This is a genomic window from Micromonospora sp. NPDC005203 (assembly GCF_042872705.1).
GTDB lineage: Bacteria > Actinomycetota > Actinomycetes > Mycobacteriales > Micromonosporaceae > Micromonospora.
Genome location: NZ_JBIAKV010000005.1, coordinates 125,396 through 150,288 on the forward strand (window position 1 = coordinate 125,396; position 24,893 = coordinate 150,288).

Annotated in this window: 24 protein-coding genes and 2 tRNA genes; 11 read left to right on the forward strand and 15 right to left on the reverse strand. The window is 70.0% G+C overall.

The window, feature by feature from the left end:
- Positions 1-48 precede the first annotated feature (48 nt).
- The 3 genes from ACFYPM_RS14230 (at position 49) to ACFYPM_RS14240 (ending at position 1,650) form a co-directional block, all read left to right on the forward strand.
- A complete protein-coding gene (locus ACFYPM_RS14230) occupies positions 49-474 on the forward strand; it encodes a CBS domain-containing protein (protein ID WP_387195756.1) in 426 nt (141 codons plus the stop codon).
- A 67-nt stretch (positions 475-541) separates the two neighbouring features.
- A complete protein-coding gene (locus ACFYPM_RS14235) occupies positions 542-970 on the forward strand; it encodes a SufE family protein (RefSeq protein WP_387195759.1) in 429 nt (142 codons plus the stop codon).
- A 20-nt stretch (positions 971-990) separates the two neighbouring features.
- Positions 991-1,650, forward strand: coding sequence for a DsbA family oxidoreductase (locus ACFYPM_RS14240; protein WP_387195761.1), 660 nt, complete (start codon positions 991-993; stop codon positions 1,648-1,650).
- 68 nt (positions 1,651-1,718) lie between these two features.
- On the opposite strand, the gene ACFYPM_RS14245 is transcribed toward ACFYPM_RS14240, so the two are convergent.
- The 4 genes from ACFYPM_RS14245 to ACFYPM_RS14260 form a co-directional block, all read right to left on the reverse strand.
- Positions 1,719-2,267, reverse strand: coding sequence for a YbaK/EbsC family protein (locus tag ACFYPM_RS14245; RefSeq protein ID WP_387196405.1), 549 nt, complete (start codon positions 2,265-2,267; stop codon positions 1,719-1,721).
- A 95-nt stretch (positions 2,268-2,362) separates the two neighbouring features.
- Positions 2,363-2,557 carry a hypothetical protein gene (locus tag ACFYPM_RS14250; protein ID WP_357243056.1) on the reverse strand — a complete coding sequence of 65 codons (195 nt, stop codon included), beginning with the start codon at positions 2,555-2,557 and terminating at the stop codon, positions 2,363-2,365.
- A gap of 282 nt (positions 2,558-2,839) precedes the next feature.
- Positions 2,840-4,228 (reverse strand): MFS transporter, encoded by a 1,389-nt coding sequence (locus ACFYPM_RS14255; RefSeq protein WP_387195764.1) that lies wholly within the window; start codon positions 4,226-4,228, stop codon positions 2,840-2,842.
- A 58-nt stretch (positions 4,229-4,286) separates the two neighbouring features.
- Entirely contained in the window at positions 4,287-4,547 is a 261-nt protein-coding gene (locus tag ACFYPM_RS14260; RefSeq protein WP_387195766.1) for a hypothetical protein, read from the reverse strand.
- A 218-nt stretch (positions 4,548-4,765) separates the two neighbouring features.
- Here ACFYPM_RS14260 and ACFYPM_RS14265 point away from each other — a divergent pair, with 218 nt between their 5' ends.
- On the forward strand, positions 4,766-9,205 hold the full coding sequence (locus ACFYPM_RS14265) for an HAD-IC family P-type ATPase (RefSeq protein WP_387196408.1): 4,440 nt from the start codon (positions 4,766-4,768) through the stop codon (positions 9,203-9,205).
- 16 nt (positions 9,206-9,221) lie between these two features.
- Here the strand turns inward: ACFYPM_RS14265 and ACFYPM_RS14270 are convergent, their stop codons facing one another.
- Complete coding sequence (locus tag ACFYPM_RS14270; protein WP_387195769.1) at positions 9,222-9,572, reverse strand: YciI family protein; 351 nt, start codon at positions 9,570-9,572, stop codon at positions 9,222-9,224.
- A 282-nt stretch (positions 9,573-9,854) separates the two neighbouring features.
- Between ACFYPM_RS14270 and ACFYPM_RS14275 the strand changes: the two genes are divergently transcribed.
- From ACFYPM_RS14275 to ACFYPM_RS14295, 5 genes are all read left to right on the forward strand, one after another.
- Positions 9,855-9,989 (forward strand): hypothetical protein, encoded by a 135-nt coding sequence (locus tag ACFYPM_RS14275; protein WP_387195772.1) that lies wholly within the window; start codon positions 9,855-9,857, stop codon positions 9,987-9,989.
- Between the two features lie 129 nt (positions 9,990-10,118).
- Positions 10,119-10,622 carry an O-acetyl-ADP-ribose deacetylase gene (locus tag ACFYPM_RS14280; RefSeq protein WP_387195775.1) on the forward strand — a complete coding sequence of 168 codons (504 nt, stop codon included), beginning with the start codon at positions 10,119-10,121 and terminating at the stop codon, positions 10,620-10,622.
- A 209-nt stretch (positions 10,623-10,831) separates the two neighbouring features.
- Positions 10,832-11,212 carry a VOC family protein gene (locus tag ACFYPM_RS14285; RefSeq protein WP_387195778.1) on the forward strand — a complete coding sequence of 127 codons (381 nt, stop codon included), beginning with the start codon at positions 10,832-10,834 and terminating at the stop codon, positions 11,210-11,212.
- A gap of 169 nt (positions 11,213-11,381) precedes the next feature.
- Entirely contained in the window at positions 11,382-12,257 is an 876-nt protein-coding gene (locus ACFYPM_RS14290) for an alpha/beta fold hydrolase (protein WP_387195781.1), read from the forward strand.
- 138 nt (positions 12,258-12,395) lie between these two features.
- The gene (locus ACFYPM_RS14295; RefSeq protein ID WP_387195784.1) at positions 12,396-12,635 is read left to right on the forward strand and encodes a hypothetical protein; all 240 of its coding nucleotides are present in this window, start codon (positions 12,396-12,398) and stop codon (positions 12,633-12,635) included.
- Positions 12,636-13,064: 429 nt separating this feature from the next.
- Here the strand turns inward: ACFYPM_RS14295 and ACFYPM_RS14300 are convergent.
- The 6 genes from ACFYPM_RS14300 to gyrB all read right to left on the reverse strand — a co-directional run bounded on the left by ACFYPM_RS14300 (position 13,065) and on the right by gyrB (position 20,350).
- Positions 13,065-13,140 (reverse strand) — tRNA-Ala (locus tag ACFYPM_RS14300).
- A 43-nt stretch (positions 13,141-13,183) separates the two neighbouring features.
- Positions 13,184-13,312, reverse strand: a complete 129-nt coding sequence (locus tag ACFYPM_RS14305) for a DLW-39 family protein (RefSeq protein ID WP_387195786.1) — start codon at positions 13,310-13,312, stop codon at positions 13,184-13,186.
- A gap of 43 nt (positions 13,313-13,355) precedes the next feature.
- Positions 13,356-13,429: transfer RNA gene (locus ACFYPM_RS14310), tRNA-Ile, on the reverse strand.
- A 151-nt stretch (positions 13,430-13,580) separates the two neighbouring features.
- A complete protein-coding gene (locus ACFYPM_RS14315; protein WP_387195789.1) occupies positions 13,581-14,486 on the reverse strand; it encodes a DUF3566 domain-containing protein in 906 nt (301 codons plus the stop codon).
- Between the two features lie 4 nt (positions 14,487-14,490).
- A complete protein-coding gene (gene gyrA / locus ACFYPM_RS14320) occupies positions 14,491-18,273 on the reverse strand; it encodes an intein-containing DNA gyrase subunit A (protein ID WP_387195792.1) in 3,783 nt (1,260 codons plus the stop codon).
- 130 nt (positions 18,274-18,403) lie between these two features.
- Positions 18,404-20,350 (reverse strand): DNA topoisomerase (ATP-hydrolyzing) subunit B, encoded by a 1,947-nt coding sequence (gyrB, locus tag ACFYPM_RS14325; protein WP_387195795.1) that lies wholly within the window; start codon positions 20,348-20,350, stop codon positions 18,404-18,406.
- 521 nt (positions 20,351-20,871) lie between these two features.
- Between gyrB and ACFYPM_RS14330 the strand changes: the two genes are divergently transcribed.
- A complete protein-coding gene (locus ACFYPM_RS14330) occupies positions 20,872-21,426 on the forward strand; it encodes a hypothetical protein (protein WP_387195798.1) in 555 nt (184 codons plus the stop codon).
- Here the strand turns inward: ACFYPM_RS14330 and ACFYPM_RS14335 are convergent.
- On the reverse strand, positions 21,411-21,899 hold the full coding sequence (locus ACFYPM_RS14335) for a MarR family winged helix-turn-helix transcriptional regulator (protein WP_387195801.1): 489 nt from the start codon (positions 21,897-21,899) through the stop codon (positions 21,411-21,413). The two genes, ACFYPM_RS14330 and ACFYPM_RS14335, sit on opposite strands and share 16 nt — an antisense overlap.
- A 118-nt stretch (positions 21,900-22,017) precedes the next feature.
- On the opposite strand from ACFYPM_RS14335, the gene ACFYPM_RS14340 reads away from it, so the two are divergent.
- Entirely contained in the window at positions 22,018-22,242 is a 225-nt protein-coding gene (locus ACFYPM_RS14340; RefSeq protein ID WP_387195804.1) for a hypothetical protein, read from the forward strand.
- Between the two features lie 10 nt (positions 22,243-22,252).
- Here the strand turns inward: ACFYPM_RS14340 and ACFYPM_RS14345 are convergent, their stop codons facing one another.
- The 3 genes from ACFYPM_RS14345 to gnd are packed head-to-tail and all read right to left on the reverse strand — an operon-like array spanning position 22,253 to position 24,873.
- Complete coding sequence (locus tag ACFYPM_RS14345; RefSeq protein ID WP_387195807.1) at positions 22,253-22,861, reverse strand: DUF721 domain-containing protein; 609 nt, start codon at positions 22,859-22,861, stop codon at positions 22,253-22,255.
- Positions 22,851-23,984 carry a DNA replication/repair protein RecF gene (recF, locus tag ACFYPM_RS14350; protein WP_357243008.1) on the reverse strand — a complete coding sequence of 378 codons (1,134 nt, stop codon included), beginning with the start codon at positions 23,982-23,984 and terminating at the stop codon, positions 22,851-22,853. Before recF ends, ACFYPM_RS14345 begins: the two co-directional genes overlap by 11 nt.
- A gap of 16 nt (positions 23,985-24,000) precedes the next feature.
- Positions 24,001-24,873 carry a phosphogluconate dehydrogenase (NAD(+)-dependent, decarboxylating) gene (gene gnd, locus ACFYPM_RS14355; RefSeq protein WP_387195812.1) on the reverse strand — a complete coding sequence of 291 codons (873 nt, stop codon included), beginning with the start codon at positions 24,871-24,873 and terminating at the stop codon, positions 24,001-24,003.
- Between the last annotated feature and the right edge of the window lie 20 nt (positions 24,874-24,893).

Below are 24,893 nucleotides of genomic sequence, written 5' to 3' on the forward strand. Positions count from 1 at the left end.
CACGGGGTAGTGCAGTCGGATCGACCGAAGACGTTTGCGGAGGCTCTCATGACCGGGTACCGGGTCAGTGACGTGATGACCAAACAGGTCGTGTACCTGCCCGCCGAAACCACACTGGACGAGGCGGCCAGGGTGATGAAGGAGGCGGACATCGGTGACGTGGTGGTCACCGACGGCGCAAACCTCGCCGGCATGCTCACCGACCGGGACATCGTGGTGCGGGCCGTGGCGGAGAACAGTTCTCCCGCGGCCACCACCATCGGCTCGATCGTCACCCGCGAGGTGGTCATGATCGAACAGCACTGCACGGCGGGCGAGGCGGCGGCGCTCATGCGAGACCGGGGCATCCGCCGGGTGCTGGTCTGTGACACCGACCGCAAGCTGGTCGGCATCGTCTCGCTCGGCGACCTGGCCATGCAGCTCGACCCCACGAGCGCGCTCAGCGAGATCAGCGAACAGTCTCCGACGGTGTGACGAACGGGTCGGGGGCGCGGTATGCGCCGCCGACCTGTTCGCGAATGGCCGGCGGTAGCCTCGACGCATGGCTGACATGCCGGCCCGACTGGCCGAGATCGTCGACGAGTTCGCTGCCGCGCCGCGCGACCTGGTGCTGGAGATGCTCCTGGAGTACGCGGACGTCATCCCGGTGCTGCCGGAGGGCTCCGCCGCACGCGAGGGCATGGAGCAGGTGCCCGAGTGTCAGACGTCGTTCTTCCTGCGTGCCAGGGTGACCCCGGAGGGCACCGTGGAGACGGTCTTCGACTGCCCGCCGGAGGCGCCCACGACCCGGGCGTTCGCCGGGATCCTCGCCGAAGGGCTGGCCGGCGCGAGCGCCGAGCAGGTGCTGGACGTGCCGGACGACCTCTACCAGCGGATGGGCCTGGCGCAGGCGATCAGCCCGCTGCGGATACGCGGCGGCACGGCGATCCTGGGCCGGCTCAAGCGCCAGGTGCGGGAACAACTCGGCTGACCGCGAGGTTGCCACCGATCATGGAGATCGAGATCTACGCGGACGTCATCTGCCCGTGGTGCTACATCGGCAAGCGCCGACTGGACGAGGCTCTCGCCAGTTACCCCGGCGAGGTGACGGTCCGCTACCGGCCGTTCCAGCTCGACCCGTCGCCGGTCGCCGAGCCGCTCCCGCTGGTGCAGGCGCTGGCCGGCAAGTTCGGCGGGCCGGAGCGCGCCCAGCAGATGGTCGCGCACGTGACCCAGGCCGCGGCCGCGGACGGGCTTCGACTGGACTACGACCGCGCGGTGATCGCCAACACCTTCGACGCGCACCGGCTGGTCTCCTACGCCACCGACCACGGTCGGGCGGCCGAGATGGTGGAGGCGTTGTACCAGGCGCACTTCCACAACGGGGTCGACGTGGGCTCTCGGGAGGCGCTGGCCACCCTGGCCGGCGAGGTCGGTCTGGATGCGGCCGACGCACGCCGCTTCCTCGACTCCGACGAGCGCGTCACCGACGTCGCGGCCGAGTTGGCCACCGCCCGGGATCTCGGCATCACCAGCGTGCCGACCTTCGTCCTGGCCGGAAAATACGCGGTCACCGGCGCACAGGAGGTGCAGACTCTGCTCGCCGCGCTCAGCGAGGTCGAGCAGCGCGAGGCTGCGGCGGGCGAGCAGCGCGAGGCTGCGGCACACTGAGCCACCGGGGCACCCGGCATCGATGATCATCGTGTTTCACGTGCAACAACATCGATGCCGGTGCCTGTTCAGGCCGGCCTGGCCAGCCCTTCCACGACCTGCGCGCCGGGCAGCGCGCCCAACGCCGGCCCTGGCAGAGCAATCTTGCTGTGCCGTACGCCCGACCCGATGATCACGTGCGGAGTGGCGATGACCCGTGCGTCCACCAGGATCGGCCACTGCGCCGGCAGCCCGATCGGGGTGATGCCGCCGTACTCCATCCCGGTCAACTCGACCGCGTCGGTCATCGGGGCGAAGCTCGCCTTGCGGACGTCGAGCGCCCGGCGGGCCACCCCGTTCACGTCGGCCCTGGTGGTGGCCAGGACGATGCAGGCCGCGTAGCGGACCACACCCTCACGCTTGCCCGCCACCACGACACAGTTGGCCGACACGTCCAGTCCCACCTCGTACGCCACACAGAACGCCGCGGTGTCGGCGAGTTCGGCGTCGATCGGCGCGACCAGCACGTCGTTGACGTCCACCGGCGCCTCGGCGGGCCACTGCGCGATGGCCTCCGCCACCGGCGGGGCGAGCAGGTCCAGGCGGGCGCGGGCGGGTTCGGTCTTCAGCGTTCCCATCACGGGTGCGATCCTCGCATCCGCGACGCTGAACCGCCCAGCGGCTCCCGGGCCGTTTCGGGACGCCACCGGCCCGGGCCGAACCGATCCGGTGCTCAACTGCCGGCGAGGAACGCGTTGTCGCGCAGGAACGACTGGTCCCTGGCGGCCGCCAACTCCTCCTCGCGCCGAGCCCTGGCCCGTTGCAACTCCAGGTCCTCCAACGCGTGCCGGACACCCAGCCGGATCACGCCGTAGAGGAAGACGAAACCGAAGACGTAGAGGATCACCGTGGTGACGACAGCGAACATGGCGTCACCGTAAGACGAACGTGAACCGTTCTTGTTCTCATTTCCGCCCCTATCCCCCGTACGTGTCGCGGACCTGGCGGACAGAACCAGCGAGAAACTGGCCCACTCAGCCTCGCCGCCCGCAGCGGTCGGTCAGGGACCCACTCTGACAACATCGGCGGGCCTGAAAGGACAAGTTGGCTCCCGGCGACCATCACCACGGCGAGCGGCAGGATCGTCAGGAAGTTCATCGCCCGCCATCCTCCTGGCCCCAACCGGGCCGGCCGCGACCGAATCCCCGGATCACCCGCCCGGTCGGACGGTTCCGGCCACCACGACGCGACCGGCCAACAGCGCTCCGAGCAGTGCCAGGCCCGCCGTCACCGCAAGAGTCGCCGTGTAACTGGCCGGGCCGGGCGCGCTCCCCGCGGCCAGGACGGCACCGGTCAGCGCGAGCACGGTCGCCGCGAAGAGGGAGTCGCCCAGTTGCAGGGAGGAGCTGTTGCGGCCCTGTTCACCGGGGGCGGACAGCTCCAGGGTGAGCACCGACAACGACGGGTAGAGCAGCCCCATGCCGAGGCCGGCCATCGCCCACCCGAGCACGGCGACAGCCACCGGCAGTTCGGGCCGGACGGCCAGCGCCACCGTGGCCGTGCCGACCGTGATGCAGCTCAACCCGGCGCGCGGCAGACTGGCCCGCGACGCCGGCACCGGGATCCGGCCCTGCAACCAGGAGCCGGCCGACCAGGCCAGCGCGCCGACCGTGAGGACCAGCCCGGCGGCGGTCGGCGAGAGGCCCCGCTCCCGGGAGAGCATCAACGGGATGACCACCTCGGCGCCGACGAAGGCCGCCGACGCCAGCCCGCGCAGCCCCACCACCGTGGGAAGCCCCCGGGCCGCCCGCAGGAACCCGGCCGGCAACAGGCGCGGGGCACAGACCAACAGGCCGACCACGGCAAGCGCGGTGAGCGTCAGGGCGGGAACGCCGCGCTGCTGCCCCCCGATGTGCAGCAGAGCGGCGCTCACCGCCGCCCCACACGCCCAACCGATCCGTCCCGCCGCGCCGGCCGGTGGCCGGGTCACGGCGCTCCGCCCCAGCGACCGCAGGCCGGGATGGATCAACAACACCGCCGGCACCGCCACCGCCGGCACCGCGAGGAAGACCCACCGCCAGTCCAGGTGCTCCACGATCAGGCCGGCCACCGCCGGCCCCACCAGCGACGGTACGACCCACGCCGCCGCGAACGCCGCGAAGATCCGCCGGTGCAGTTCCGGCGGGTACGCCTGCCCGACGATCACGTAGAGCGCCACCGAGAGCAGCCCGGAGCCGAACCCCTGCACCACCCGCCCGACGACCAGCACACTCATCACGGGGGCGGTCCCGGCGATCAGCAACCCGACCACGAACCAGGTGACCCCGTGCCACATCGGACCCCGGGGGCCTCTGGCGTCACACCAGATGCCAGAGACCACCATGGCCAGCACGCCCGTGGCGAACGGGCCACCGAACGCGATCCCGTACAGCGCCACCCCGTCGAGGCTGCGGGCGACGGTCGGCATCGCCGTACCGACCGCCAGCGCCTCGAACGCGAGCAACGAGATCAAGGCGACGCTGCCCACCGTCATGGCGCGCAACCGGGGTGCGAACATCCCCGGTACGGCCGGTGCGCCGGTGGTGACTGTGCTCGACATGACCCGAGCATGCGACTTCAACCTGGATTCAGGTCAATCACCGGCGATCCGGCACTCGTCAGGCGTCCTGTAGGGCCTGCCCGGCCCCACGCACCAGTCCCGACAAGTGCTGATCCGCCAGCAGGTGGCCGGCCGTGATCACCAGGGCGATCGGCCACTCGATGACCTGGAGTGCGGCGAGCACACCGAGCCCCGCGTAGTAGGCGACCTTGTCCGGTGGCGGCACCGCCACCTCGCCCAGCATCGGTAACGCCACCCGCCGTTTGTACATCCGGACGTTCTCGTGCGAGCCGTTCAGATGTCGCGTCAACGTGCTCATGCCGGCCTCCCCATGTCCGGTGATGGTCGTCGGATTCCACGGCCCACCCCGTCCATGCGCCGGCAACGACGCAAAGTTCCGCCACTCGGGGGGCATAACGGACGGCAGGTCGGGAAGCCAGGCCGCCGGACGTGAGTGCGGTGGGAGGACGAAATGTCAAAGGTCAGGACCAGCAGCAACAGGGAGTCGGACCGGCGTCCGTCCAGCCGTACGCCTCGATGACGGCGGCGGGTCGCGCAGCTGGCCGCATCCTGCCGTCCTTCGGCATGCCGCACCTGGTCGGCGAAGCGTCCCGAACTGTCGGTTCGGCCGCGTCCCGGCTGGCCCGCACGGCCGGGCTGACGCGGCGGCGGGTCTGGTCCCGGCCGGGCCGCCACCACATCGAGGTGCACGGTGTCTGCCAGGACGGCGGCAACCGGCTGGCCCGTCAGGTGGAGGGCGCGCTGGAGCGTCTACCCGGCGTCGCCTGGGCTCGGGTCAACGCCCCGTCCGGGCGGGTGGTGGTTGCCGTCGAGACCCCCGAGCCGGCGTTGCGCGACCTGATCGCCACGATCAGCCGGGTCGAGCGGACCTGTGACCACGAACCCGACCCGGAGATCCCGCCACCGCATCCACCTGAGGAGGGGCCGCGAACCCCCCGTACCCTTGGCGCGCTCGCCTCCGACGCGCTGGGCCTGACCATCTCGGCGGCCACCCGGATCCTGCCGTTCGCGCCGCTGCCCGGTGAGGTGGCCGGCGTGCTCGCCGCGGTCGATCTACAGCCGAAGCTGCACGAGTTGATCGGCAGACGACTGCGCTCCGACCCCCGCGCCGACATCCTCTTCCCGCTGGCCGAAGCGGTGGTGCAGGGCCTGACCGGCCGTTGGACGGGGATCGTCCTGGACGGCGCCCAGCGGGTGGTGCAGTGGGGCGAGGCGCGGGCGCAACTCGCCGCCTGGGAGCGGGCCGAGCCACGACTGACCGGCGACGCGGACCGCGCCACCGCCCGCTGGCCGGTCGTCGAGCGTCCCCGGCCGAAGCCGGACGGCCCGGTCGAGCGGTACGTCAACCGCATGCTCGCCGCGGGTGCGGCGGCCGGTGCGGCGGCAATGCCGTTCGCCGGGCCGAAACGGGCCATCGCGGTGGGCTTGTCGACGCTGCCGAAGGCGCCCGGCAGCGGACGCGAAGGGTACGCCGCACAACTTGGCTGGATGCTGGCCCGGCGCGGAGTGATCGCGATGGACCGCAGCGTGCTACGGGAGTTGGACCGGATCGACACGCTCGTGCTGGACGCCGCCGTGCTCGGCTCGGACCGAGGCGTTCTCGCCGATCTGGCGCCGGCGCCCGACGCGGACGTCGACCAGGTGGCGGAGCGGGCCTTCGCGCTGTTCGACCCGGAGGATCCGGCTGCTTCCCGCACCGCGGACGGCTGGCGGCTCGGACCGCTGGATCAGCTGCCCCGCACCGACCCGGGTGACATCCCGGACGGCGACCGGCTGCGCTCGGCCGGTGGCCAACTGCTCGGTCTCGTCCACGGCGACCGGCTCGCCGCGCTCCTGCGGGTCGAGCCGGAACCCGCGCCCGGCGTCGACCGCCTCCCGGCCGCCGCCCGGCAGGCTGGCCTGCGGCTGGTGGTGGCCGGCGGCGACGAGCAGCGGTACGGCTTCGCCGACGCGATGCTGCCCGGCGGCGACCAGCTGACCGAATCGGTACGCGCGTTGCAGCGCGACGGTTCCGTGGTGATGCTCGTTTCGGGGGACCGCAGGGCGCTCGGCGCGTCCGACTGCGGTCTGGGGCTCGCCGCGCCGGAGGCGCTGCCACCGTGGGGCGCACACCTGCTGGTGGGCGCCGACCTGCGGGTGGTGGCCCTCGTGGTCGAGGCGACCGGGGTAGCCCGACGGACGGCCCAACAGAACATCCGACTGGCCATGGCGGGCACCGGCCTCGGGGCACTGGGCGCGTTCACCGCTCCGCCGACCCAACTGCCGCACAAGGCGCTCGTCGCGGTCAACGGCGCGGCCGGGTTGGCCTTCGCGAACGGGGTCTGGCAGGCCCGCCGGCTGCGCGACCAGTCGGACAGCCCGGCACCGGTGGCGACCGCCTGGCACCTGATGCCGGTCCGTACCGTGCTGGACCACCTGCACACCACGCCGGACGGTCTGGCCACCGCGGAAGCACAGCGCCGGCACCACGACGGTGGCGGGAACGGCGACGCCGGACCGGGACGCGGCGGTCTGCTGCGCGCCTTCGTGGACGAGTTGTCCAACCCGCTGACCCCGGTGCTGGCCGCCGGGGCGGTGCTGTCCGCGTCGTTCGGCTCGATTGTCGACGCCGCGCTCGTGGGCAGCGTGGTCGGCGGGTCCGCCCTGATCGGCGCGGTGCACGAACGCAACACCGAACGGTCACTCGCGGAACTGCTGTCCCGTTCCGCGGTGACCGGGCGGGTCCGCCGGGACGGTGGCGAGCAGGTTCTCGCCGCCGAGGACCTGGTCCTCGGTGACGTCATCGCCCTGGAGCCGGGTGACTCGGTGCCCGCCGACTGCCGCGTCCTCGAATCGGTGGGCCTGGAGGCGGACGAGTCGTCACTGACCGGCGAGTCGCTGCCGGTCGCCAAGTCCAACCGACCGGTGGTGGCCGCCGCCATCGCCGATCGACACTCGATGCTCTACGAGGGCACCACCGTCGCCGCCGGGCACGGCACCGCCGTCGTGGTCGCGACCGGGTCGGACACCGAAGCCGGCCGCAGCCTGGCGCTCGTCCGGCAGGCCCCACCGACAAGTGGGGTGGAAGCCCGCCTCGGTTCGTTGACCAGCGCCGCCATCCCGTTGGCCGCCGGTTCGGCGGTGGCGGTGGCCGGCGCGGGCCTGCTTCGGGGCGTACCCCTGGCCGAGACGGCGGCGACCGCCGCGAACCTCGCCGTGGCGTCGGTGCCGGAGGGGTTGCCGTTTCTGGTCAGCGCGGCGCAGTTGGCCGCCGCCCGGCGGTTGGCCGAGCACGGCGCGTTGGTCCGCAACCCGCGCACCATCGAGGCGCTGGGTCGGGTGGATGTGCTCTGCTTCGACAAGACCGGCACCCTCACCGAGGGCCAGTTGCTGCTCGCCGGGGTCGGCGACGGCGTGGGCGATCGGTACGCCCCGGTGGACCGGCTCGACGACCGGCTCCAGTTGACGCTGGCCGCCGCGCTGCGCGCCACCCCCGCCGCGGCCAACCCGGAGGAGTTGGCGTTGCAGACCGACCGGGCGGTGCGGCGGGGCGCGGGCGTGGCCGGGGTGGTGGAGCAGTCCGGCGCGACTGGTTGGCGGGCTGCCGGCGGGCTGCCGTTCGAACCGTCCCGTGGCTATCACGCAAGCATCGGAGAGACCGACGGCCGCCTCTTGCTGAGTGTGAAGGGTGCTCCGGAGACGGTGCTGCCGCGCTGTTCGAACCGGCGCACCGACGGCAGGCAGGAGCCGCTCGATGACGCCGGACGCGCGGAGCTGGAGCGGATGCTCGCCAATCGGGCCGGAGCGGGAAACCGGATCCTCGCCGTCGCCGAGTGCCAGGTGAACGACCCGAAGGTGACCGACAACGACGTCCGAGGGCTGACCTTCGTGGGCTTCCTGGCCCTGGCGGACGGGGTCCGGGAGAGCGCCGCCCCGGCAGTGCGTCGCATCCGCCAGGCCGGCGTACACACCATCATGATCACCGGCGATCACCCCGCCACCGCCGAGGCGATCGCCGCCACCATCAGCGAGCACGACGAACAGCGGGTGGTCACCGCCGGCGAACTGGACCAACTGGACGACGACGCGCTCGCCGAGCGGTTGGCCAACACCGATGTGGTGGCCCGCTGCACCCCGGCGCACAAGGTGCGGATCATCCAGGCGTTGCAGAAGCGCGGACGGACCGTCGCGATGACCGGTGACGGCGCCAATGACGCCCCGGCGATCCGGCTGGCCGACGTCGGCATCGCTCTCGGCCAACGGGGCACCCCGGCCGCCCGCGCAGCGGCCGACCTGGTGGTCACCGACGACCGGTTGGAGACCATCATCGCCACCCTGATCGAGGGGCGGGCGATGTGGTCGTCGGTGCGGCACGCGCTCAGCATCCTGGTCGGTGGCAACCTCGGCGAGATCGCGTTCAGTGTGCTGACCGCCGCGGCCACCGGCCGCTCCGCGCTCACCGGACGACAACTGCTGCTGGTCAACCTGCTCACCGACCTGGCGCCGGCGCTGGCAATCGCGGTCCGGCCACCCGCGTCGGACCGCACCGACGCGCTGCTCCGGGAGGGTCCGGACACGGCACTCGGTGAGAGCCTCACCAGGGAGATCGGCCTCCGGGCGGCAGCGACCACGCTGGGCGCGACCGCAGGCTGGACGTTGGCCCGCTACACCGGACGCCGCCAGCGGGCCGGAACGGTAGCCCTGGTCTCCCTGGTCGGCACCCAACTCGGGCAGACCGTCCTGGCCGGCGGCACGAGCCCGGCCGTGCTGGCGTCCACGGCGGCCTCACTGGGCGTACTCGTCGTGGTGGTGCAGACGCCGGGGGTGAGCCAGTTCTTCGGCTGCACCCCACTCGGTCCGGTGGGCTGGACCATCGGGGCCGGCTCGGCGCTCGGCGCGACCTTCGCCAACGGCGCGCTCACCAGGCTGATGGAACACGTGCCCCAGGCCCGACCAGCGGGCGGCTCACCGGGCTGAACACCCCGGCGCCTGCTCACGGCTCGTCGGGGTAGCGGTCGGGCATGATCTCCCGGACCTCCTGCGCGCAGCGGCACGCGGCGGCAAGCTTGGCAGCCCACGCCAGCGCGTCGTCGCGGGTGGCCACGTCGACGACCGCAAACCCGCCAATGACCTCCCTGGTCTCCGGGTACGGACCGTCGGTGACAGTGCCGTCGGTGCCCACGATGCTCGCCTGCTGCCTCTCCAGGCCGGTGCCGAACACCCACACGCCCGCGTCCACGGCCTCCTCGACCACCGCGTGCGAGGCCTTACCCACGTCGGGCAACTCCTCGGCGGGGATGTGGTCCATCGAGCCGTCATTGAACGAGATCAAGTACCGCGCCATCCTTGTGACTCCCCTGTCCGGGCGGCCACCCTCGGCCGCCTCTCGTCTTCTCTACGAACGACTCGCCGCCGATTCGACGCTCCACCGCAAAGATTTGGCGGGATCTTCGCCGGCTCGGCGCTCGCCATGGTCGTCGCCCGAGCAGATCGCGCGTGAGTCTGCCCGTCAAGGGACGTGGCTTATCTGGGCGGGTGACTGGACCGTGTGGCTACCGGCCCACAGATGAGCCGCCAGCCTTCCGGCTGGCCCCTGGATCGCCGGGTGCGAACTACCCTGACCGCCATGACGACGATCGAGCAGCTTGAACGGGACGTTTGGCCGGACCTCGGCCCGGGCGCCACGTCTCTCGTGCGGCGTTGCACGAAGCTGCGGCGCACGCCGACCGGAACGGAAGCGGCTGGAATCTGTTCTGGCTGAGCTCATTGCCGATGCCCCGTCCGCCGACCCTGACCTTGAGCCTCACGACCTGGACCGGCCTCTTCGCGAAGCCATCGTGCGGTTCCTTGGCCCAGCCGGCCTCGGGCTGGCGTGATGACATCATCAGGTATGCCCGTGATCGAAGTTGTGCTCGGTGACATCACCAGCGAGGACGTCGACGCCATCGTTACCGCCGCCAATGAATCACTGCTGGGTGGCGGCGGCGTGGATGGGGCGATTCACCGCGCGGCAGGACCGCGACTGGCCCAGGCGGGTGCCGCGCTCGGACCCTGCGCCACCGCCGACGCAGTCGCCACACCGGCATTCGACCTCAACCCGCCAGTACGCCATGTCATTCACACCGTCGGCCCCGTGTGGGAAGGCGGTAGCTACGGTGAGGCCGACCTCCTGACCTCGTGCTATCGGCGTAGCCTCGAAGTTGCCGACGAGCTCGGAGCGCGCAGCATTGCCTTCCCGGCCATCGCCACCGGCGTGTACGGCTTCCCGCCCGCACAAGCAGCGAAGATCGCGATCTCGACAATGAGAGCAACGCCTACCGAGGTCGAGCGGGTCCGCCTGGTCGCCTTCGACGAAGAGACGTACGAGCTGCTGGCTGCGGCAGCGCAGGCGTGACCGGCTCAGCGGCCGACACCTGCGGTTGACGGCTGTTGTCGCGCGTCTCGCTGACCTGCTGACTGACGACGGCCAGCCCGACGGGCACCTTCGCCCAGGACCCGCTCGCCTCGCCCGGCACGATCGCGAACTTGTTTCGTACCGCAGGGACCGATGAGATCCGCATGCGACCGCCCCGGCAGTTCCCATCCTGAAGGTAGGTTTCGTCAATGGCATGCCGCACCAGTGAGCTCGTGCTCAAATGCCGCGACCTCGAGGTGCTCGCGCGGTTCTGGTGCGAGGTCCTGGACTTCATAGTGCTCGATCGCGAAGAGGGGGTCTACATCAAGATAGGCCCGCGCGAAGGGTTCGGCGGCCCGCAGCCGACGATCTTCCTCATCCGCAACGACGAAGCGAAGAGCGGGCACGTTCGGCTGCACATCGACGTCAACCCCACCGACCGCGATCAGGACGCCGAGCTCGGGCGCCTCCTGGCCGCCGGGGCCAAGCTCGTCGACATCGGTCAGCCTGCAGATGCGTCCTGGCACGTCCTCGCCGCCCCAGAAGGCAACGAGTTCTGCCTGCTCAAGCGCCGCCTCGACCCACTCTGACGCGACCGGCTGTCTGCTTGAAGCGGGGTCACCGAGTTCGTGCGCTACGTTGATCGAACGCCCGCACCGCGGCTGATTCCCATCGCGCACGAGCCTGACTACCGGACTGTCAAGATCGACCGCCTCGCCCCCGGACCGGCGCTTCGCCCCCCGGACTCGAGGTGGTGGCATGGCGTTTCCGATGATCCTGGTGCAACATGCAGCGGTGAAGTCGATCTACCGGACTCCTGCCGGCAGGGACAGCATCCGCCAATGGTGCGAGGAGCAGCTGAGTGCCTGGCCGGTCCAACACGATCGTCACGTGATTCGCGCCCAAGGCGAAGACACGCACGTCGTCACGGCAGGCGCAGGCCCCGTCACGGTCGTATTCGTTGCTGGGGACCGCTTCAGTGCGGCCGCCTACCTGCCGTTGCTCACAGCCTTGGCTCAGCGTTACCGGGTGGTCGCTGCCGATGTTCCGGGCCAGCCTGGATTGAGTTCCGGTGAATCGGGTGTCGCCGGTGGCCGTCTCACCTGGTACGGCTCATGGCTGGGAGAGGTCATCGAGGAAAGCACCGCCGGGCCGGTCGTGGTGTTCGGGCATTCGTTCGGCGGCGCTGTCGCGCTCACGGCAGATCACTCGCGGATTCACGGCAAGGTCGCCGTGGCTCCGGGAGGGCTGTGCCAACTCAGAGTCACTCCCCGTGTCTTGTTGGCGTTCCTGAGCTGGCTGGTGCGTCCACGGGCTGCTTCGAGCCTTCGTCTGCTGCGAATCCTGTCCGCTCCCGGCCGAGCGCCCCGCGCCGACCTGGTGGAGTGGATGACGTTGGTCGCCCGACACGCCCGTCCGGTGAGTTCCGATGACCTCGTACGGCCGCTGACGCGCACGATGCCGGTCGTGGTCGCAAGCGGAGACCAAGACGTATTCTTGCCGCCGAACCGCCTGCGTTCAGGGGCACAACAGCGGCTCCATGTTGATCTAGACATCATTTTCGCCGCCGGCCACCTGGTCACCGATGAGCATCCCGATCAGCTCGCCGCGCTGGTCGGCCGACTAGTCGACTGACGCTCAAGCCCTTCGCGCGTGGGCGGTACTTCGACGCCGACGCCAAAGCCAGAACCGGCGACGTCGACGCCGCGACGGTGGACCGCGCGTGGCGCTCGGTGACCTTTCAGGACTACGCCGAACGCTGACGGCTGTCGCGTGATCACGCTGACCACCGTCTTGGAAGGGCTGACCACCCAGCTCTCCAACGACGTCCTCGAATCGTCGTCGCGCCCGCACTTCGAGCTGCTTGACGTGATCCTCGGTTGCTGGCCCACGGATGGCCCGTGGTGGCGTTCGGGTTCAGTGGTCGTGACCGGCAGCGGGACGGATGTGTTCCCACTGCGGGTCATAGCAAATAAGGCCGTGGTCAGCGGCCATTTGTGCTGCTGCGGCTGAACCCTCGTCGGACCGGTTGAACGGGACCGTGAAGTAGACCATAGGGCCGGGCCGGACGCCTCATCGATGAGCCCGTTCGACAGGGGGTAAAGCTGTCCATCGTGGCCATAGAGGTCGGGCCATCGTGCCGCCACGGCATCGACGTAGGCGCGGATACGGAGTGTGGGCGGCTATTCGTCGTTCTCAAGCTTTGAGGGACGGCCCGGCACACTCGCGCCGACAGGCCTCCGGCCCCGACGGCCGCGACACGCCGCACGGACCAGCGCAGTCGCTGTGAGCAACTACTAGAAGTGGTCCTGCTTGGGGTGGGGGCGGAGGAGGCAGCCTGCACCCTGCCCGAACCCGGCCGCATCTGGCGGGGCAGTTTGATCAGCCAACGGCGAGGCCCACCTGGCTGTACTCGAGACCGAGATCAACCGGGGAAAGTGCTGGTGGAGCCCAGGGGACTCGAACCCCTAACCCCTGCCTTGCAAAGGCAGTGCTCTGCCAGTTGAGCTAGGGCCCCGTGGACGGCCGTGACGACGATCGCTCGTCGTGGCCGTCAGGCGTCAGCGCAGGTCGGGTGCGGTGGTCGCCTCGTGCCAGAGGGCACGCTCGTCACTCGAGGCCTTGATCTTGTTGAATACGACGGCGGCCACGCCGACAACGCCGACCAGAATCAGCAGCTTCTTGAACATGGGGCGACCCCTCGTGCTCGACTAACGTCGGACGACCGTGCGGTGGGGCTAGATGGAATCGAACCATCGACCTCAGAGTTATCAGCTCTGCGCTCTAACCGACTGAGCTATAGCCCCGCGTTGCGACGAGCAAGATTAACCCATCCGCTCTGCCGACCCCAAATCGGGGTCCGAGCCTGCGAACTGAGCCGTCGCCGCCTGCCAAAACCTACCCGAGTACGGGACGCCGGAGCGACCGCATTCCGCGGCGCCCCGGCGTCCCGGTCGCTCAGTCCCGCTCGGCGAGCGTCAGCTCGATCCCGCCGACGAGGTCGGCGCAGACGTTGTAGACGAACGCTCCCAGCGTGGCCAGCGCGGTGAACAGCACCACGTTTACCAGGCCGATCAGCGCCGAGCTGAGGATCACGCCCTTGGCGGTGATCTGGAAGCCGCTGGTGCTCTGCCCACCGCCGGCGTTGACCAGGTCACCCAGGCTCTCGTTGACGCTCTTGAACACACCCATCGCGTCCAGCGCCAGGTAGAGCACCGAGGTGGCGACCACCACGACGATGAAGAGCACCACCGAGACGGCGAACGCGAACTTCATCACCGACCACGGGTCGATGCGCTTCAGGTTCAGCCGCGCCCGGCGCGGTCCGCGGGACGCGGCCGAGCTGACCGACGTACGCGCGGCACGTACCGCATCACCGACGCGGGCAGCCCCGACCGCCGACGGGTTGCCGATGCCCGGCGGCAGGCCACCGCCGCTGACCGGGCGGCCGGCGGAGGAGGTACGGGTCCCGTCCGACGGCGGCTGGGTCATGCCGGGTGTGATCCGCGGCTGGGTGCCGGTGGACCCCGTCGACGCCGCCTGGCCGGGCCGAACGTTGATCGGCTGGGTGGTCGCCGGCCGGGCCGAGGGTGCCGCCGCACCCGAAGGTGCGGCGGCGGACGTCGGCGCCTCGGCACCGGACGCCTCGGTCCTGTCATCCTTGCCAGCGTCGTCGCTGGTCGGCTCCGGCGGGGGTGTCATGCCCGGGGCCCTGGTGAATTTCGGGGCAGGCGCGTCGGCGGGGACCGTCGCCCGGCCTACGGCCGCGCGGCCAGTCGCTGGTGTGCCGCCCATGGCGGCCTCCTCGTCGACCGGGTTGGCCGAGGTCCCCGTGTTCCCCGACTTCGCCTGTGTCTCCGTCATTCAACTAGTCCTGTTCGTCAGGCTCGTCGGCATTGCGAGCAATCGCCACGATAGTCACGCCGTCCGGGAGGTCCATCAGCTTGACCCCCATTGTGTTCCGGTCACGCGTACGGCGTACAGGCTTCACCGGAGTCCGGATGACACCACCGTTGCTGGTGATCGCGAACAGCTCGTCGTCCGGATCGATCACCACCGCGCCGACCAGACCACCGCGCCGTTCGGTGATCTTTGCAGTCAACACGCCCTTACCTCCCCGGCCCTGCACCGGGTATTCCTCGATCGGGGTCCGCTTCGCGTATCCCCCGTTCGTGGCCACCAGAACGTCCAGACCCTCCCGAACGACCTCCATGGCCAGCAGGACGTCGTCGTCCGTGAAGCGCATGCCGATCACCCCCGAGGTGGCTCGGCCCATCGGCCGCAACGCCTCGTCCGAGGCGTTGAACCGGATCGCCTGCGCCTTCTTGGAGACCAGCAGCAGGTCGTTCTCCGGCGCAACCAACGCAGCACCGACCAGCTCGTCCTCATCGCGCAGGTTGATCGCGATGATGCCGCCGGAACGGTTGGAGTCGAACTCCTCGAGCCGCGTCTTCTTCACCAGGCCGTTCTTCGTGGCCAGTACCAGATAGGGGGCTACCTGGTAGTTCGGGATCTCAATGATCTGCGCTATCTGCTCGTCGGGTTGGAAGGCAAGCAGGTTGGCCACATGTTGGCCCTTGGCTACCCTACTGGCCTCCGGCAACTCGTACGCCTTGGCCCGGTACACACGGCCCTTGTTCGTCAGGAACAGGATCCAGTCGTGGGTCGAGCAGACGAAGAAGTGGCTGACGATGTCGTCCTGCCGCAGCGTAGCGCCACTGACGCCCTTACCCCCGCGTCGCTGCGAGCGGTAGAGATCGACCTTGGTCCGCTTGGCGTAGCCGGTCCGGGTGATCGTGACGACCACGTCCTCGCGGGCGATGAGGTCCTCCATCGAGACCTCGCCGTCGAACGGGATGATCTGCGTCCGGCGGTCGTCGCCCCACTTGGTGACGATCTCGCCGAGCTCCTCGGAGACGATCTTCCGCTGCCGCTCCGGCTTGGCCAGGATGTCCTTGAGGTCGGCGATCTCGATCTCGAGCTTGGCCAGGTCGTCCACGATCCGCTGCCGCTCCAACGCGGCGAGCCGGCGCAGCTGCATGTCCAGGATCGCGGTCGCCTGGATCTCGTCGATCTCCAGCAGCCGGATCAGGCCCTGCCGGGCGTCGTCCACGGTCGGCGACCGCCGGATCAGCGCGATCACCTCGTCCAGCGCGTCCAGCGCCTTGCCCAGACCGCGCAGGATGTGCGCCCGCTCCTCGGCCTTGCGCAGCCGGAACGCGGTCCGCCGACGGATCACGTCGATCTGGTGCTCGACGTAGTAGCGGAGGAACTGGGCCAGGTTGAGCGTGCGCGGCACCCCGTCGACCAGGGCCAGCATGTTGGCGCCGAAGGTCTCCTGGAGCTGGGTGTGCTTGTAGAGGTTGTTCAGCACGACCTTGGCGACCGCGTCGCGCTTGAGCACCAGCACGATCCGCATGCCGGTACGGCCGGAGGACTCGTCGCGGATGTCGGCGATCCCGGCGAGCTTGCCCTCCTTGATCAGCTCGGCGATCCGCTCGGCGAGGTTGTCCGGGTTGACCTGGTAGGGCAGCTCGCTGACGACCAGGCAGGGACGGCCGCGCTTGTCCTCCTCGACCTCCACGACGGCGCGCATCCGAATCGAGCCACGACCCGTGCGGTACGCGTCCTGGATCGCGGTCTGGCCGACGATGAGGCCGTAGGTCGGGAAGTCCGGGCCCTTGACGATGCCGAGCAGCGCTTCGAGGGTGGTCTCCTCGTCCTCCTCCGGGTGCTCCAGGCACCACTGCACCGCCGCGCCGATCTCCCGCAGGTTGTGCGGCGGGATCTTGGTGGCCATGCCGACCGCGATGCCCTCGGAGCCGTTCACCAGCAGGTTGGGAATCCGCGACGGCAGGATCGTGGGCTCCTTGGCCCGGCCGTCGTAGTTGTCCTGCAGGTCGACGGTGTCCTCGTCGATGTCCCGCAGCATCTCCATGGCCAGCGGGTCGAGCTTGCACTCGGTGTTGTGGCTGACGAAACCGTCGGAGACGAACGAGTGGTCGTCGGTGTCGACTCGAACGCTGTATACCGCTTGGACGCCAGCCTCGGTGATCTGCGCTACCTCGGCGTAGTAGAACCGCCCGTCGACCAACGGCTCGACCACGTCGAGCACCTCGGTGTTAGTGATCCGGGCGGCGATCTCGTCGCGGTCCCGCTCCCACCGCTCGACCCGGTCCACGTTGTGCCGACGCAGCCAGTCCCGCTCGGTCCAGCGCTGCGCGCCGTGCTCGCGAATGAACTCGGCAACCAGCGGCACGTGGTCGCTGGAGAGCGCGGTGCTGCTCGCCGGCACCTGAGCCAACTCCGACTCCAGCTTGGCCTGCTTGCGGCCGAGGAAGCCGACGTGCGCGGCGAAGATCCGGGCGTCACGGCGGTTGGTGACCACGACCTTGATCTCGCCGTCGTCGTAGCGGGTCTGCCGGCTGATCACGCCGAACTCCAACAGCAACTGCTGAACCTCGCCAGCCAACCGCTCACTGCGGGTCGAGTACGAGATCTGGATGGTGTGCCGGGGCAGCAGCGAGGACGAGCCGTCACCCTCGAAGAGCGCCTGGAGGAAGGCCCGTTTGATCGCGGCCGGCCCCTGCCAAACGAACTCCGGAACGAACTTGTCAGCGCTGCGAGCGCCCACCAGGTCGCCGAGGAGGCTGCTGCGCAGCGCGCTGAGGTTTTGCACATCGAGTTCGTGCAGGGTGCTGCCCGACGCGATGACCCGCTCGCTGACGTAGCGGGGGCCGCCGACGGCCAAGTCGAAGGCCGCGAGAACGCGGACGAAGAACTCCCGGTCGACGTTGTTGAATCCCGCGCGGTTCTCGGAGACCCAGCCCTCGCTGACAAAGGCACCGGCGAGGACGGCGGCCTCGACGTGCTCCAACATCGGATAGCCGATTTCGTCCGGCACCGAGCGCTGTAGGACCACCCGGTCACCCGGAGAGATCTCGGCGAGCAGCTTCCAGAGCAGGGTCGGCACGCCGGCGACGTCCACCAGGCAGAGCACCGGGTGGTTGTGGGTGCCGGTCAGTTCGTACCCCTCGCGGGTGCGCAGCCGCAGGGTGGGGTGCTCGCCGGAGTGGAAGAACTTCGAGGCGCGGACCAGGTCGCCGTTGCGGTCGCGGACCTTGAGGTCGATGTCGGTCTCGCTGCTCGCCGCCGCGCCGGGCACGATGTCGCCGACCCGGACGCTGCCCTCAGCGGTACGAATCCGGACATCTGCCGTAATACAATATCTCATGGCGGCAGCCGGATCGTTACCCGGCGAGCCGAAGTTGCCGTTGCCGTCGACCAGCGGGTAGCGCAGCGACCACGACTGGGCCATCCGGACCAGGGCGTCGTAGATGGCCGAGTCGCCGTGCGGGTGGAACTGGCCCATCACGTCGCCGACGACCCGGGAGCACTTCACGTAGCCGCGGTCCGGGCGGTAGCCGGAGTCGAACATCGCGTAGAGGATCTTGCGGTGGACCGGCTTGAGGCCGTCCCGGACGTCCGGCAGCGCACGCCCGACGATGACGCTCATCGCGTAGTCGAGGTAGGAGCGCTGCATCTCCACCTCGAGCCCGACCGGTTCGATCCGGTCGTGCGCGACCACCGCGGCGATGGCCTCGGCGGGGACCTCGGGCTCGTTCGGTGTGGACTCGGGAGAATCGGTCACTGTATACCCTTATCAGACTCAGAGTCGTTTTCGTGCTGTGGATAACCGCTGTGGATACCGGCCAAGCTGTGGATAACTCTGTGGACCGCCGGATCGGCCGGGCGTTGCCCGGCCGATCCACCGCAGTCCGTCAGATATCCAGGAACCGCACGTCCTTGGCGTTGCGCTGAATGAACGACCGGCGCGCCTCGACGTCCTCACCCATCAGCACACTGAACAACTCGTCGGCGGTCGCCGCGTCGTCGAGAGTGACCTGACGCAGGGTACGCGTCGCCGGGTTCATCGTGGTTTCCCACAGCTCGGGATAGTTCATCTCGCCGAGGCCCTTGAAGCGCTGGATGTCGTCCGGCTTGGCGTTCGGCTTCTTCTGCTGGCGCAGCGCGATCAGACCGTCCCGCTCACGGTCGGAGTACGCGTACTGGGCGTCGTCGCCCTTCTTGTTCCACTTGATCTTGTAGAGGGGCGGGGCCGCCAGGTAGACGTTGCCCATCTCGACAAGCGGACGCATGAAGCGGAACAGCAGGGTGAGCAGCAGCGTCTGGATGTGCTGGCCGTCGACGTCGGCGTCGGCCATCAGCACCACCTTGTGGTAGCGCAGCTTCTCCATGTCGAAGTCGTCGTGGATGCCGGTGCCCAGCGCGGTGATCAGCGCCTGGACCTCGTTGTTCTTCAGCACCCGGTCGATCCGGGCCTTCTCCACGTTGAGGATCTTTCCGCGGATCGGCAGAATCGCCTGGGTCCGGGGGTCGCGGCCCTGCTTGGCCGAGCCGCCGGCCGAGTCACCCTCGACGATGAACACCTCGGACTCGCGAGGGTCGGTCGACTGGCAGTCGGCCAGCTTGCCCGGCATCGAGCCGGACTCCAGCAGCGACTTGCGTCGGGCCAGCTTGCGCGCCTGCTGCGCGGCGATCCGGGCCCGGGCCGCCTGGGACGCCTTCTGGATGATCGTCTTGGCCTCGGCCGGGTTGCGGTCGAACCAGTCGACAAGCCGGTCGTTGCAGACCCGCTGCACGAAGCTCTTCACCGGGGTGTTGCCCAGCTTGGTCTTGGTCTGGCCCTCGAACTGCGGGTTGGTCAGCTTGACCGAGATGATCGCCGCGAGCCCTTCGCGGATGTCCTCGCCAGAGAGCTTCTCGTCGCCCTTGAGTAGCTTCTTGTCGGTGCCGTACCGGTTGACGACGCTGGTCAGCGCGGACCGGAAGCCCTCCTCGTGGGTGCCACCCTCGTGCGTGTTGATGTTGTTGGCGAAGGTGTAGACCGACTCGCCGTACGACTCGTTCCACTGCATGGCGATCTCGAGGGACATGCCCTCCTCTTCGGCCTCGAACTCGACCACCGTCTTGTGCATCGGGTTCTTCGAGGCGTTGAGGTGTCGGACGAAGTCGGCGATGCCGCCGTCGTACCGGAAGGTGACCTCGCGGGTCTTGCCCTCCTCGTCCTCCGCGACCCGCTCGTCGAGCAGGTGGATGGTGATGCCCCGGTTGAGGAAGGCCATCTCCTGCAGGCGTCGGTAGATGGTCTGGAAGTCGAAGTCGATCGTCTCGAAGACGTCCGGGTCGGGCCAGAAGGAGACGGCCGAGCCGGTGCGGTCGGTGGTCTCGCCCTTCTCCAGCGTGGACGGCTTGGAGTGGGCGTACTTCTGCCGCCAGACGAAGCCGGACTTGTGGATCACCACGGCCATCTTCGTCGACAGCGCGTTCACCACGGAAACGCCGACGCCGTGCAGACCGCCGGAGACCGCGTACGCCTTGCCGTCGAACTTGCCACCCGCGTGCAGCACGGTCAGCGCGACCTCGACGCCCGGCTTCTTGAGCTTCGGGTGGAGGTCGACCGGGAAGCCACGGCCGTTGTCGGTGACCTGGACCCCACCGTCGGCGAGCAGTACCACGTCGATGGTGTCGCAGTAGCCGGCCATCGCCTCGTCGACCGCGTTGTCGACGACCTCCCAGACGAGGTGGTGCAGACCGCGCTCGCCGGTGGACCCGATGTACATACCGGGCCGCTTGCGAACTGCCTCCAGCCCTTCGAGAACGGTGATCGACTCTGCGCCGTACTCCTGCTTGTCCTGCGCTGCCACCCTCGGCCACTTTCTCGCGTCAGCCGCGCCGGTAGGGCGCGGAGGGCGCGGGTTCGGCGGACAGGACGCGACGTCGGCGCGTGGACCGGTGCCGGAGACCTCCGGACAGCGGGTCGAACGCGCCGGTCGCCGCGGTTGCCCGCGGATCGCGATCGGCTCAACCCGACGTGGAGAATGAATCTGGGGCCACCGGCCCCATCCCTCTCCCGCACCGGGTCTTCGTCTCGCTGTCAATCCTACTGTGCGCGGGGGACAGAACCACCACTCGGCACCCTCAGAGAGGCGGCTGAGAAGTCCGTAGCCGGCAGAACCCCGCTGCCCGCGACTCCCCCCACACGCCAGGGTCCGATCGCACGCGCCGTCCCCGAACGGGTTGACCCGCGCTCGGGCGGGTCGGGGGTCGCGGCCGAAGCGTCCGTGCCGTACGTTTGCGGCGCTCCGGAACCAGGCTTGATCTTTACCGGCCGGAACCGGGACGATCGACCCGATCGACCCGACACGTGCTCTCTAAGAGGTGACAGATGGGGCTGGACAACGTCGCGGTGCACTGGCCGCGGACCGGCCGCTTCTATGATCCGGTCGCGCCGGCCGAGTTCGTCGACTTCGGCGAGATCGTCGATCTGCCCCGGATCTCCGCGCCGACGGCGGCGCTGGCCGAGCTGATCGCGAAGACCGGCACCATCCGGGCGACGGCGTACACCGAGTTGGTGGATCTGCTCCTCGGCCTGGAAGGTGTGTTGTACGCCACAGATGCCGCCGCCGAGGACGAGGACCCGGTGATCGACCCGGACGGCTGCGCCTGGATCGCCAGCGGCATCGAGCGGTTCGTGGCCGGGCACCGCGCGCACGGTGAGGTGGTCACGTTCGAGTCGGTGAGTACGGTGCTGCGCTCCCTGCTCGGCGACGGCAGATTGGCCGAACAGCAGCTGCGGTGGCTGGAGAGCCGCCTCGACGCGCTGCGCGACGAGCGCGGCGACCCGCCGCAGTGGAACTTCACCTGCGCCGAGATGGGCGTGCTTGCCGCTTTCTACCGGCGCTGCGCGGAGCGCGGGTTCGCCGTCTACGCCGACGTCTGACCCGCCACGTCGGCCTCCGCGGCGGCCGGTCGGTTGGCGGCGGCGATCACCTGGGTGAGCACCGCGTGCAGGTGTCGCAGGTCCTCGACCGGCAGCCCGAGCCGCTGCACGATCGCGGCCGGGATCAGCTCCGCCTGGCTCCGCAGGGCGGCGCCGCTGGCGGTGAGCGTGACGGCGAGGCTGCGCTCGTCACCGGGGTCGCGTTCGCGGCGCAGGTAGCCGGCCGCTTCGAGCCGTTTGAGCAGGGGTGAGAGTGTGCCCGGGTCGAGCTGCAACAGGCGGCTGAGGTCGCGGCCGGACAGCGGGGCGTGCTGCCAGAGCGCCAGCATCACCAGGTACTGCGGATGGGTCAGCCCCATCGGTTCCAGCAGTGGCCGGTAGACGGCCACCACGCTGCGCGCGGCCACCGACAGGGCGAAGCAGACCTGCTGCTCCAGCGCCAACGGGTCGTCGCGATCCGGTCGATCGCTCATCGGTTGCTCGTACCAGGCACGGTGACTACTCTACCGATCATTGGTGTACCAATCATTGGTGCCCCAACGATCTGCTCGTGGAACGGGCGGACGGACACGTGGTGGGAGAGGGCGGCAGATGAGCGAGGACGGTGCGGTCACCAGAGCGCCAGGCGAGGGCGGCCGGCTCCTGAGCTGGGCCTTCCGGCACCTCGCCGGCCCGGCCGAGGGTGTCCAGGGCGCGGTCCAGGGCGGTTCGACCGAGGCCCGTGAGGCGTGGAAACGCGACCTGGCCGAACGCAAGCGCTACACCCGGGAACAGCGCGAACACAGGCGAGCGGCCCGCGAGGCCGGAAAGGGCTGAGGAGCCCGACTCAGCCGTACGTGTCGCGGGGCCCCCGGCCGCGTACCCGGCGCGGCCCCTTGCCCCAGGAGGGCGCGGCCGGGCCATGGATGTGGAGCTTGCGCACCACGTTGTGGCCGACCTCGCTGGCGATCTGCTTGAGCAGCGAGCCGGCGAGCAGACGCAGTTGGGTCGCCCACGCGGTAGAACGTGCCTCCACCGTCAGCTCGCCGTTCTCCAGTTTGACCGGGCGACTGTGCTGGGCGACCTCCGCGCCGACGACTCGCTCCCAGGCGCCGAACACGGTGGCCTCGGCCGCCGGCTGTTGCCAGCCCCGCGCCTTCACCAGCCGGTTCAGCACCGCGCTGAGCGGCTGCGGGTCGCGCGGGTCGGGGCCGGGGCCGGAGTAACCGCGCAACCGCCGTCCCGACCCGCCGGCCGCGTCGCCGCCCGCACCGCCAGGGGTACGCCGGGCGCGGGCCGCCGCCTGCCGCCGGGACAGCGCCGCGTCGAGCACCGCCCGAGCCAGCTCCGGACCGCTGGCCGCCGCACCGCCCGTCGCCTCCACCCCGGGGGTACGCCCGCCCGCGGCGTCGCCCTTGCCACTCTCCGGTCGCTTGGGGCGTGGCTCATCCGACACGGCGTACCGTCCCTTCGCCGACCTGGTAGCGGGCACCGCGCAGAGCGGCTGGCACATCATCGTCCACCGCGCAGGTGACGAGCAGTTGACTCGCCCCGCCGACCAGCTCCGCCAGTCGCTCCCGACGGCCGGTGTCCAGCTCCGCGAAGACGTCGTCGAGCACCAGCACCGGCTCGATGCCGTCGGCGCGCAGCAGGTCGTACCCGGCCAGCCGCAGCGCAAGCGCGAACGACCACGACTCGCCGTGGCTGGCGTACCCCTTGGCGGGCAGCGGGCCGAGAGTCAGCGCCAGCTCGTCCCGGTGCGGACCGACCAGGGTGGTGCCCCGTTCGATCTCGGCGGAGCGGGACGCGGCCAGTGCGGTGGTCAGCGCGTCGGTCAGCGCGGCCCGGTCGGTGGTCGGCTCGGCCAGTTCGATCGAGGGTCGGTAGGCGATGCTCGCCGCGCCTCGGCCGGCGGCCACCGCGTCGTACGCCTTGGCGACGTGCGGGGTGAGCGCGGCCACGAGTTCCAGTCGGCCGGCGAGCAGCTCCGCGCCGTGCTGGGCCAGGTGGGTGTCCCAGACGGCAAGGGTGCCGAGGTCACCGCCGCGCGACCCGCCGGTCTTGCGAGCCAGGTACGCGGTGCGCAGCAGGGCGTTGCGCTGCTTGACGACCCGCTCGTAGTCGGCCCGCACTCCCGCGTACCGGGGCTGCCGGTTGACCAGCAGGTCGTCCAGGTAGCGGCGGCGCTCGGACGGGTCACCCCGGACCAGCTCAAGGTCTTCCGGGGCGAAGAGCACGAGTCGCAGGGCACCGAGCACGTCCCTCGCCCGCCGCGCCGGTGAACGGCCCAGCCGGGCCCGGTTGGCCTTGCCGGGCACGATCTCCAACTCGACCAGCAGCTCCCGGCCGTCGTGCACCACCGCACAGCGGATGACCGCGGCGGTGGCGCCCATCCGGACCAGCGGCGCGTCGGTGGCGACCCGGTGTGAGTCCAGGGTCGCCACGTAGCCCAGCGCCTCGACGAGATTGGTCTTGCCGACGCCGTTGGGGCCGGTCAGGACGTTCGCACCGGGCTGGAGGTCGACGGCCACCCGCTCGTACGAGCGGAAGTCGACAAGTTCCAGCCGGTGGACATACACAGGTTGTGGATACCGCTCAGCGCTTGTGGACGGCGTGGCCACCGAACTGCTGACGCAGCGCGGAGACGGCCTTCATGGCGGGCGAGTCGTCCTGCCGCGAGGTGAACCGGGCGAACAGCGAGGCGGTGATGACGTTGAGCGGCACCCCCAGCCGGACCGCCTCGTCGACGGTCCACCGGCCCTCGCCGGTGTCCTCGGTGTAGCCGCTCAGGTCGGCCAGCTCCGGGTCCTCGTCGAGCGCCAGATCCAGCAGGTCGAGCAGCCAGGAACGGACGACGGTGCCCTCCCGCCAGGACTTGATGACGCCCGGCACGTTGGTCACCAACTCCGAGGCCGCCATCAGCTCGTAGCCCTCGGCGTAGGCGTGCATCAGGCCGTACTCGATGCCGTTGTGCACCATCTTCGAGTAGTGCCCGGCGCCGACCGGCCCGGCGTGCACGAAACCGAACTCGCCCTCCGGCTTGAGCGCGCTGAAGATCGGCATCAGCCGGTCCACGTGCTCCTGGGCGCCGCCGACCATCAGCCCGTAGCCGTTCTGCCGACCCCAGACGCCGCCGGAGACGCCGACGTCGATGTAGCCGATGCCCCGCTCGTTGAGCCGCTCGGCCCGGGGTGCGTCGTCGCTGAAGCGCGAGTTGCCGCCGTCGATGATGATGTCGCCCTCGCCGAGCACCTTGGCCAGTTCGTCGATGGTGGCGTCGGTGACACCGGCGGGCACCATGACCCATACCGCGCGGGGCGACTCGAGCTTCTCAGCCAGGCCCGCGAGGGTCGTTACGTCGCTGATCTGCGGATTGCGGTCGAAGCCGACAACGTCGTGACCAGCGGCGCGCAACCGCTCCCGCATGTTGCCGCCCATCCGGCCGAGTCCTACAAGGCCGAGCTGCATGTGTTTCTACCTCCGTGGAT

Excerpts from the sequence above, each read along its gene's own strand:
- ACFYPM_RS14230 (WP_387195756.1), top strand. The coding sequence starts at position 49 with ATGACCGGGTACCGGGTCAGTGACGTGATGACCAAACAGGTCGTGTAC.
- ACFYPM_RS14235 (WP_387195759.1), top strand. The coding sequence starts at position 542 with ATGGCTGACATGCCGGCCCGACTGGCCGAGATCGTCGACGAGTTCGCT.
- ACFYPM_RS14240 (WP_387195761.1), top strand. The coding sequence starts at position 991 with ATGGAGATCGAGATCTACGCGGACGTCATCTGCCCGTGGTGCTACATC.
- ACFYPM_RS14245 (WP_387196405.1), bottom strand. The coding sequence starts at position 2,267 with ATGGGAACGCTGAAGACCGAACCCGCCCGCGCCCGCCTGGACCTGCTC.
- ACFYPM_RS14250 (WP_357243056.1), bottom strand. The coding sequence starts at position 2,557 with ATGTTCGCTGTCGTCACCACGGTGATCCTCTACGTCTTCGGTTTCGTC.
- ACFYPM_RS14255 (WP_387195764.1), bottom strand. The coding sequence starts at position 4,228 with ATGTCGAGCACAGTCACCACCGGCGCACCGGCCGTACCGGGGATGTTC.
- ACFYPM_RS14260 (WP_387195766.1), bottom strand. The coding sequence starts at position 4,547 with ATGAGCACGTTGACGCGACATCTGAACGGCTCGCACGAGAACGTCCGG.
- ACFYPM_RS14265 (WP_387196408.1), top strand. The coding sequence starts at position 4,766 with ATGACGGCGGCGGGTCGCGCAGCTGGCCGCATCCTGCCGTCCTTCGGC.
- ACFYPM_RS14270 (WP_387195769.1), bottom strand. The coding sequence starts at position 9,572 with ATGGCGCGGTACTTGATCTCGTTCAATGACGGCTCGATGGACCACATC.
- ACFYPM_RS14275 (WP_387195772.1), top strand. The coding sequence starts at position 9,855 with ATGACGACGATCGAGCAGCTTGAACGGGACGTTTGGCCGGACCTCGGC.
- ACFYPM_RS14280 (WP_387195775.1), top strand. The coding sequence starts at position 10,119 with ATGCCCGTGATCGAAGTTGTGCTCGGTGACATCACCAGCGAGGACGTC.
- ACFYPM_RS14285 (WP_387195778.1), top strand. The coding sequence starts at position 10,832 with ATGGCATGCCGCACCAGTGAGCTCGTGCTCAAATGCCGCGACCTCGAG.
- ACFYPM_RS14290 (WP_387195781.1), top strand. The coding sequence starts at position 11,382 with ATGGCGTTTCCGATGATCCTGGTGCAACATGCAGCGGTGAAGTCGATC.
- ACFYPM_RS14305 (WP_387195786.1), bottom strand. The coding sequence starts at position 13,312 with ATGTTCAAGAAGCTGCTGATTCTGGTCGGCGTTGTCGGCGTGGCCGCC.
- ACFYPM_RS14315 (WP_387195789.1), bottom strand. The coding sequence starts at position 14,486 with ATGACGGAGACACAGGCGAAGTCGGGGAACACGGGGACCTCGGCCAAC.
- ACFYPM_RS14330 (WP_387195798.1), top strand. The coding sequence starts at position 20,872 with ATGGGGCTGGACAACGTCGCGGTGCACTGGCCGCGGACCGGCCGCTTC.
- ACFYPM_RS14335 (WP_387195801.1), bottom strand. The coding sequence starts at position 21,899 with ATGAGCGATCGACCGGATCGCGACGACCCGTTGGCGCTGGAGCAGCAG.
- ACFYPM_RS14340 (WP_387195804.1), top strand. The coding sequence starts at position 22,018 with ATGAGCGAGGACGGTGCGGTCACCAGAGCGCCAGGCGAGGGCGGCCGG.
- gnd (WP_387195812.1), bottom strand. The coding sequence starts at position 24,873 with ATGCAGCTCGGCCTTGTAGGACTCGGCCGGATGGGCGGCAACATGCGG.